We start from the raw sequence: 6,646 nt of genomic DNA, 5'->3' as shown, positions 1-6,646 counted from the left end.
TACGTGTTACTCACCCGTCCGCCGCTAACCAAGAGCGATCCGAAGATCGCTAAGGTCCGCTCGACTTGCATGTATTAGGCACGCCGCCAGCGTTCGTCCTGAGCCAGGATCAAACTCTCCAAGAAAGTTTGTGACTCATTTTGAATCTGACGAGAAATAATTCTCAAGTTTGCTCGATTATCGATTCAGACAGTTGTCATGAACCCGACAATCTCACGTTTCGGTTTCGTCGCCGAAACCTCATTGCTCCGCAAATCATTCAATCAAAAGACTTGAATCGATTTTGCTTCGCTGTCGACCTTGCAAGCAAGGTCTAATCTCACTCGTTGTTCAGTTTTCAAAGATCAAATTCTCTTATTTCGCTCATCGCTGCATCTCAGCGGCGACTTTTATAATATATCATGTCGCCCATCATTTCGTCAAGCACTTTTTTCGATCTTTTTTTCAGCCGATGTTTGCGCTTGTCGAATCCTCGTTATTAATAACCCGAGGTTTCATGGGGCGAGTTATAATTTAACACATAAAACATTAATGAGTCAACCTCTAAGTCAAAAAACGCAAATACTGCTTATAACTTTCCCCGATGCGTCTTTTCCATGCATAAACAAAGAGGGAGAGCTTTTCTCCCTCAAAATGAACGCACCAAAGTAATTACTTAATAATAATCGATGTTCAGAGCATTATTCCGTCGAATAACGAATCCCCGGGCTGTCCGATCCCGAATCGTCGGACCATGCTGCCGTTTCTTTTACCAGGGACCGGTTGACCAGCTTGCGCATGACAAGCGGCAGCTCATTTTTCACGATGCGCAAATCCGGATGATGTATCAATTCCTCAATGCTCCACGGCTGAGTTCTGCTTCCCAAAACGCGGAACAGCAGGACCGAGCACTCGGCCATCTTGGACATCACGGAGAATTCGCAGGCCAGAAGCACCAGTTCTACCCGCTGCCGAATCGTTTCCGTGCTCTGGGTCAATTCCTCGTACAACTTGTGGATCGCCGTGTTCAATTCTTTGACTTGTTCCCATACAGCCTGGTTCGGCAGCACCCCGCGTTCGATGAGTTCGATCCTCGCCCAATGCTTGAGCGAATCCAGCACGGATTGATAAGCATCGATGACGTAACCTGCTTGCAAATAACGCTTTGCTTCGACGTAAATACTGAGGAACCGCGAAAATTCGTACAGCATTTGCCGGTCCCGCAGCGGCTGATCGAACGCCGCATATTCATGGCGCAGCCGGGCCAGCTTGCCGCCGTCATCTCTAACAAGCTCCCCTTCCACGAAACAGCGAATCAAGTCTCCTTTGTCCCCTGTTATCAGCCAGCTCTGAAGGGATTCGGCCGAAACATGCAGCGTCTGGCACGGCAGTCCTCCTACGAGCGTATGCTCGACCACCAGCTCCGCCTCCTGGCCTTCGCGAACGATGAGGACGATATAATCGAAGTCGTGAAGCAAAGATCCGTCGAATTTGTGGGCTTCTTGACGATATATAATCATGCCGATGGCATCGGTATCAAAAGACTCTCCATAAAAAAAAGACAAATTGGACAAATCCATGTCTCCCTCCATGCATTCCTTGGCGAAAAGCAGCCAATTCAGTTATAATATACTTCTACATGTTCCATGTCAGTTCCTCTTTTTGAATACAACTAAATCGATGATAGGAGCCAATGATCCATGATCTTCAAAACAGCAAAAATCGTTGCTTTCCGTACCTGGGGACTGCTGCTGACGATCATCGGCATGATGCTGATGGTGCTGGGCACGGCAGGGATCGTCTTCTGGGGACAAGCCGGAAAAATCGTGGCGGCGATCGGTCTCATCATCGGCCTGATCGCCATGATGGGCAGCCTGGGGATTTATTTTTGGGCCGGGATGCTTTCCACGAGCGTAAAAACGATCGAATGCCCGGAATGTCACAAACCGACGAAAATGCTCGGAAAAACGGACCGCTGCATGTTCTGCCGAACCATCATGACGACCGACATCAACCTGGCGGACATTACGGACGACGAGCTGGAAGAACTTCAAAAACACAAAGAAACGCAAGGCAGCCCTTCATCAGCCGTCCATCATCATTAAGCGCCTTTCGCTTCCGAGTGCTAAAAAACAAAGAACCGGCCACCCTTAACGGATGGCCGGTTCTTTGCGTTCAATACGGAATATCTCTAGCGGATCTCAACTATAAGAAATTCAAGGATCAAAAAGAAACAATACAATGACTCACGAAAATTTTCGAATCACTTATAAGTGCAGCATGCATTACTTTGAAATATTTTGGAGCACATCCCAGGCTTCATCGGTACCGAAGCTGCGGGTCCATGCCGCGACGCCGGCGAGATGAAGCTCCTTAGCCAGCTTCACCCTTTCGGCGAGCGACGTTTTGTCTTCAATCCATATTTTTTTCACTACGCCGTCTTCCGTGTATTCGACGTAGTTCTGCTTCACGTCCTCCAGATACTGCGGTTTCAGCTTCTTCTCCGCGATGATTTCATTTACGGTTTTCATTCCTACCGCCTTGGAGGAAACTTTCGTTTTACCGTCCTTCGCTTCTTCCGACCAGATCCGCGTGTACAGCGGGACCGCCAAAATCAATTTTTCGGGCGGCACCTCGTCCTCCTCGAGAATTTTGCGGACCGCCGACTCGGCCCATGGCAGAGATGACACCGATCCGGCTTTCGGACTGGATGCCCAGTGCTCGTCATAGGCCATCAAAATAATAAAGTCTGCCGTTTCCCCAAGCGAACGCCGATCCAAAAAACGCGACCACATTTCGCTCCCCGACTTCGGGGTAACGTCCACCGACACGACCAAACCCTTCGCCCGGGCCAGCGGTTTCAATTCGCGAACGAATTGGGACACGTTTTCCCCGTCTTTCGTTTTGACGTTTTCGAAATCCAGATTGATGCCGTCCAAATGATACATCTTGGCGAATTCAAGGATCTGGTTGATGGCGTTTAATCTGGTCTCGTAGGTGGCCATCGCTTCCGAAGTAATATCGGGGTCAAAGCTGTTGTTGAGCAGCCCCCATACTTCCATGCCGCGGGCATGGGCTTTTTGCACGTAGGCGGTGTCTGCATTGCTGCGGACGTTGCCCTCCCCGTCGATGATGCTGAACCAGGTCGGGCTGACGACATTGACCCCGGTCAATTGATCGATGACGGACGGGTCGGGCTTTTTCTGATAAACGGCCTCCCAGGCCAGGTTTACCGGTTTGCCTTCCCAGTTCCGTTCGGCTTGCGTAGGCTTTTCGGGAACGGCTTCGACCGTTTTCTTTTCGCCGAGCTTTACCTTGGACTTTGGCACGTAACCGGCATATCCGTTATCCATCTGCACGAAATACCATGAAGCCTCGGATCCCCAAATCCGCAGGGATGTACCCCCAGGCATGTCCGCCAAAATCCGTTCATGTTTGGACGGCCCCTTCCGAAGCGCCGTTTTGGAATCTCCATTGCCAGCGACTTTGCCCATCTGCACCGTATCCCCGGCTCTCAGAAGCAGCACCGCGCCCGTGTTCCGGTCCTCATGAACGGTGACGCTGTACAGCTCTTTCAGCGGTTGAATCGGCATGTAGAGCAAGCCCTTTTTCTCCTCCGGCGCAAAACGGAGCTGTACCTGCTTATTATTCAGCTGCGCATCCTTTTCCCCCGTCTGCAAATGCATCACCTTGGCGGGGGTCGTCAAGATCAGCGACTGCGATCCTTTTTCATAGCGTATATTAGGGTCTACCGTTTCCTGCAGCACCGAGAGCGGCAGCTTCAGCTGTTCGCCCGAACCCTCGGCAGGTTCGTCGAGCAATTTGCCCTGAACGAATATGGGCTTGTCCATCCCTTTCCAGTCCGGCTTTTCATGCAGCGGATTCGGAAGCACCTCGGTAACGGTCACATAAGCTCCGGCTGCTATCAGGCATAATCCGAGAAAAATGGCAAACCGCCTTTTCGCCGTGGGACGGCGTTTACGTCTACTTCTACTCAAAGGCTGATCCTCCGTAATCTAAAGATTCGTATTGCCGAAAAGATTGTTAACTAAAAAAACGTGGGATCCATTGCAGGAATCCGCACGTTTTATCGAAAGCAGGAAGCATGAAACGGATGCTTTACTTATTTTTGCAACTGCTGCAAATCCCGTACAGCTCCATGCGCAATCCTTGGATCTGAAAGCCGGTGCTTTTCTCAGCAGTATGCTCCACGTCCTCCAGGGACGGGTAACTGAAATCTTCGATTTTTCCGCATTTCTGGCAAATCACGTGAAAGTGATCCGATACGTTCGCATCAAAACGGCTTGAATTATCTCCATAGGTCAGCTCATGAACCATACCGGCTTCGATCAGCATTTTCAAATTATTATATACGGTTGCTACGCTCATGCTCGGAAATTTAGGTTCCAGCGCACGATAAATTTCATCCGCTGTTGGATGGCTCATGGACTCCATGAGGTAAGCCAATATCGCATGACGCTGGGGCGTAATCCGAACACCATTCGATTTCAGTTGTTCCAATGCATGCTCGACTCGCGTTGACATCTTACCCACCGCCTTATAAATTAAACAGAATTCTAATATTCTCGAATGTTAACGAAATCAATTTTCAATTGAGCATTCAAAGCATATTTATAACTTTATTGTACGTTCATCGTTTCGACTTTGTCAACGAAGGGGCCCTCCCTGAAAGAACTTGGAATAAACGATATGCGCCCTCTCAATATTTATTCACGCTCAGATCGCTGTTGCCTTCGATATGGACTTTATGTTCCCCCAGGCCGATGGTGCCCGTAATGTTCTTTTTATCCACGGTGAACTCCGGAAACTGGTTATGGATATCGCCGTAGCTGATGCTGCCGTCGATTTCGTAGCTCCCCGCTTCGGGCAGCGCAAGGGTAAGCTCCCCTACGGCGCTGTAAATGTCCCAATCGCCTCCGACGACGCCGGAACGTGCCGTAATGCCGCCGTTCAGCGATTCCGCCTTCAAACCGGAACGGATTCCGTCCACGTCGATATTCCCGTTTTTCGTTCGGACATCAATAGCCCCAAGCGATTTCCGTACCGACAAATTGCCCACCTGCGTCGTAAGGGTCACGGCATCGGAAACGTCCACCACCTGCATGCTGCCTTGATTGGTGCTTAAATCGACGGAGCCCAGGACATGGTAAGCGTTGGCCTTTCCGTTCATCGTGCTGCCCTTTACGTTCCCGGTCACTTGATTCAGATAAAGATCGCCGCTGGCCGTCTCCATCGAAATTTGCTTGATCGCCTCGACATGCTGCAAGCGGATGCTTCCGTTCATCGTCCGCAGCGACAGGTCGAAACGCCGGTCCTCCGGCAGCGTAATCGTCAGATTCATGCGCGGCTGCCTTTTGCCGGATTGTCCGTACGCTTTCCCTTTGGTTTGAATGGTAATGGTGCTGTCGCCGCTGACATCAAGCGAAGATTCTCGTCCAATCGCTTCGGCTTCCGGGCCCGTAATCTGATCCACCCAGATCTCCGCCTGAACCCCGATGTCCGCCACCGGCCCGCGCTGGACGATAATATCCCCGTTAATGTTTTCGACGTTGATGTTTTGCGTCTTCAGCGTCACGGGTACTGCCAGCAAATCTTTTCCGACGTTGTTCCCTTCCGCTTCACTGTAGTCAACGCCGGCCGCGGCGAGATTCAGGCTCACCTTGTTCCAGAGATGCAAGTAATGCTTTTGCTCCGCCACGATAAACACGGATGCCGACAAGACCACCGCCAGCGTCACCCCTCGCAGATCCAGCTGGAATCGCCGGCCCGCTCCTTTAGCATGCCGCGATATCAGATGCAATATGATATATTCAAGCCCCCACAGCACGATGATGAGCGGCCACCATTTCAACAGCAGCAGCAAGTGATCGGTGCCATAAAGGGCATCGTCAAAAAGAAGCGCGCCCGTCGCGATCAGCAGCAGGACAGCCGTGAATCTTCCGACGCGCATGCGCCGTTTCCGGTTCATGATATCCCTCCGTTCGCTCGCCTTAATGACCGCTCTTTTCCCGATCCGGGTTTTGGGAGCCGCGTTGTTTTCGCAAAATCCATATTTCCCGGCACCCTGCCCACAAGCCCGCAGCCACCAGGAGCGCCGCAACCACGACTTTACCGTAATCCTCCAAGTAGATCTTCAGCCACCGCGGCTTTTGGTAAAAAAGAAACATAAGCGCACCGCCCGCGATCAGCATGATTCCAAAAAACGAGCTTCGTTCGACGGTAAACGGATTCCGGTACGGTGAAGCCTCCCGAACTTCTTGCCCCGAATTGCGGACCCTGTGCAGGATGACGTAATCCGCCGATTGCAGCACGTCGTACACGTTGTAAAAATAAGTCACCGGAATAACGAGCGCCAGCAAAATAAGCAGCGGTACGTTGATCTGCATCCCGATGGACGAGAAATACAAAAGCGCCGAAGCGTCCAAAAGCAGCGTAAAAATAAAGGCAATGCCCTTACGGTACAGCCCGAGATAGATATGGCCGAGACCCGGGCAAACGGCAGCCAGCAATCCGGCCATAAATTTGCGTTTGCGGGAGAACAGGCGCCGGGAGCGGACAACGGTTTTCTTTTTATTACGCATGCGGTGTCCTTTTGCCGCTTCTTTGTCCGAACCGCCGGTATGTTTAACGCTGTGCATGTTCCCGC

6 protein-coding genes and 1 rRNA gene are annotated in these 6,646 nt (G+C 51.2%); 1 reads left to right on the top strand and 6 read right to left on the bottom strand.

Annotated features, from left to right (window positions below; translation table 11 throughout):
• Together RJP21_RS26310 and RJP21_RS26305 are read right to left on the bottom strand one after the other, a co-directional pair.
• Nucleotides 1-125, bottom strand: a 16S ribosomal RNA gene (locus tag RJP21_RS26310); the annotation flags it as partial.
• A 555-nt stretch (nt 126-680) separates the two neighbouring features.
• Nucleotides 681-1,559 (bottom strand): nucleotidyltransferase-like protein, encoded by an 879-nt coding sequence (locus tag RJP21_RS26305; protein ID WP_310861908.1) that lies wholly within the window; start codon nt 1,557-1,559, stop codon nt 681-683.
• Between the two features lie 120 nt (nt 1,560-1,679).
• Here RJP21_RS26305 and RJP21_RS26300 point away from each other — a divergent pair, with 120 nt between their 5' ends.
• A complete protein-coding gene (locus tag RJP21_RS26300; RefSeq protein WP_160044479.1) occupies nt 1,680-2,084 on the top strand; it encodes a YgzB family protein in 405 nt (134 codons plus the stop codon).
• Nucleotides 2,085-2,264: 180 nt separating this feature from the next.
• On the opposite strand, the gene RJP21_RS26295 is transcribed toward RJP21_RS26300, so the two are convergent.
• The 4 genes from RJP21_RS26295 to RJP21_RS26280 all read right to left on the bottom strand — a co-directional run bounded on the left by RJP21_RS26295 (nt 2,265) and on the right by RJP21_RS26280 (nt 6,638).
• Entirely contained in the window at nt 2,265-3,977 is a 1,713-nt protein-coding gene (locus RJP21_RS26295) for a glycosyl hydrolase family 18 protein (RefSeq protein WP_310861907.1), read from the bottom strand.
• 121 nt (nt 3,978-4,098) lie between these two features.
• Nucleotides 4,099-4,524 carry a Fur family transcriptional regulator gene (locus RJP21_RS26290; RefSeq protein WP_160044481.1) on the bottom strand — a complete coding sequence of 142 codons (426 nt, stop codon included), beginning with the start codon at nt 4,522-4,524 and terminating at the stop codon, nt 4,099-4,101.
• A gap of 175 nt (nt 4,525-4,699) precedes the next feature.
• Nucleotides 4,700-5,968 carry a DUF4097 family beta strand repeat-containing protein gene (locus RJP21_RS26285; protein ID WP_310861906.1) on the bottom strand — a complete coding sequence of 423 codons (1,269 nt, stop codon included), beginning with the start codon at nt 5,966-5,968 and terminating at the stop codon, nt 4,700-4,702.
• A 22-nt stretch (nt 5,969-5,990) separates the two neighbouring features.
• Nucleotides 5,991-6,638: a hypothetical protein gene (locus tag RJP21_RS26280; RefSeq protein WP_310861905.1), complete on the bottom strand. Its 648-nt coding sequence runs from the start codon at nt 6,636-6,638 to the stop codon at nt 5,991-5,993.
• Nucleotides 6,639-6,646 lie beyond the last annotated feature (8 nt).

Origin of the sequence: Paenibacillus sp. VCA1, assembly GCF_031583795.1 — a bacterium.
Classification (GTDB): domain Bacteria; phylum Bacillota; class Bacilli; order Paenibacillales; family Paenibacillaceae; genus Paenibacillus_AQ; species Paenibacillus_AQ albilobatus.
The sequence above is the reverse complement of the archived record's forward strand: the minus strand, read 5'-3'. Positions and strand labels throughout refer to the sequence as shown.

What these genes read in the sequence shown, in the direction of transcription:
- RJP21_RS26280 (WP_310861905.1), bottom strand. Translation starts at nt 6,638, where the DNA reads ATGCACAGCGTTAAACATACCGGCGGTTCGGACAAAGAAGCGGCAAAA.
- RJP21_RS26290 (WP_160044481.1), bottom strand. Translation starts at nt 4,524, where the DNA reads ATGTCAACGCGAGTCGAGCATGCATTGGAACAACTGAAATCGAATGGT.
- RJP21_RS26285 (WP_310861906.1), bottom strand. Translation starts at nt 5,968, where the DNA reads ATGAACCGGAAACGGCGCATGCGCGTCGGAAGATTCACGGCTGTCCTG.
- RJP21_RS26305 (WP_310861908.1), bottom strand. Translation starts at nt 1,559, where the DNA reads ATGGATTTGTCCAATTTGTCTTTTTTTTATGGAGAGTCTTTTGATACC.
- RJP21_RS26300 (WP_160044479.1), top strand. Translation starts at nt 1,680, where the DNA reads ATGATCTTCAAAACAGCAAAAATCGTTGCTTTCCGTACCTGGGGACTG.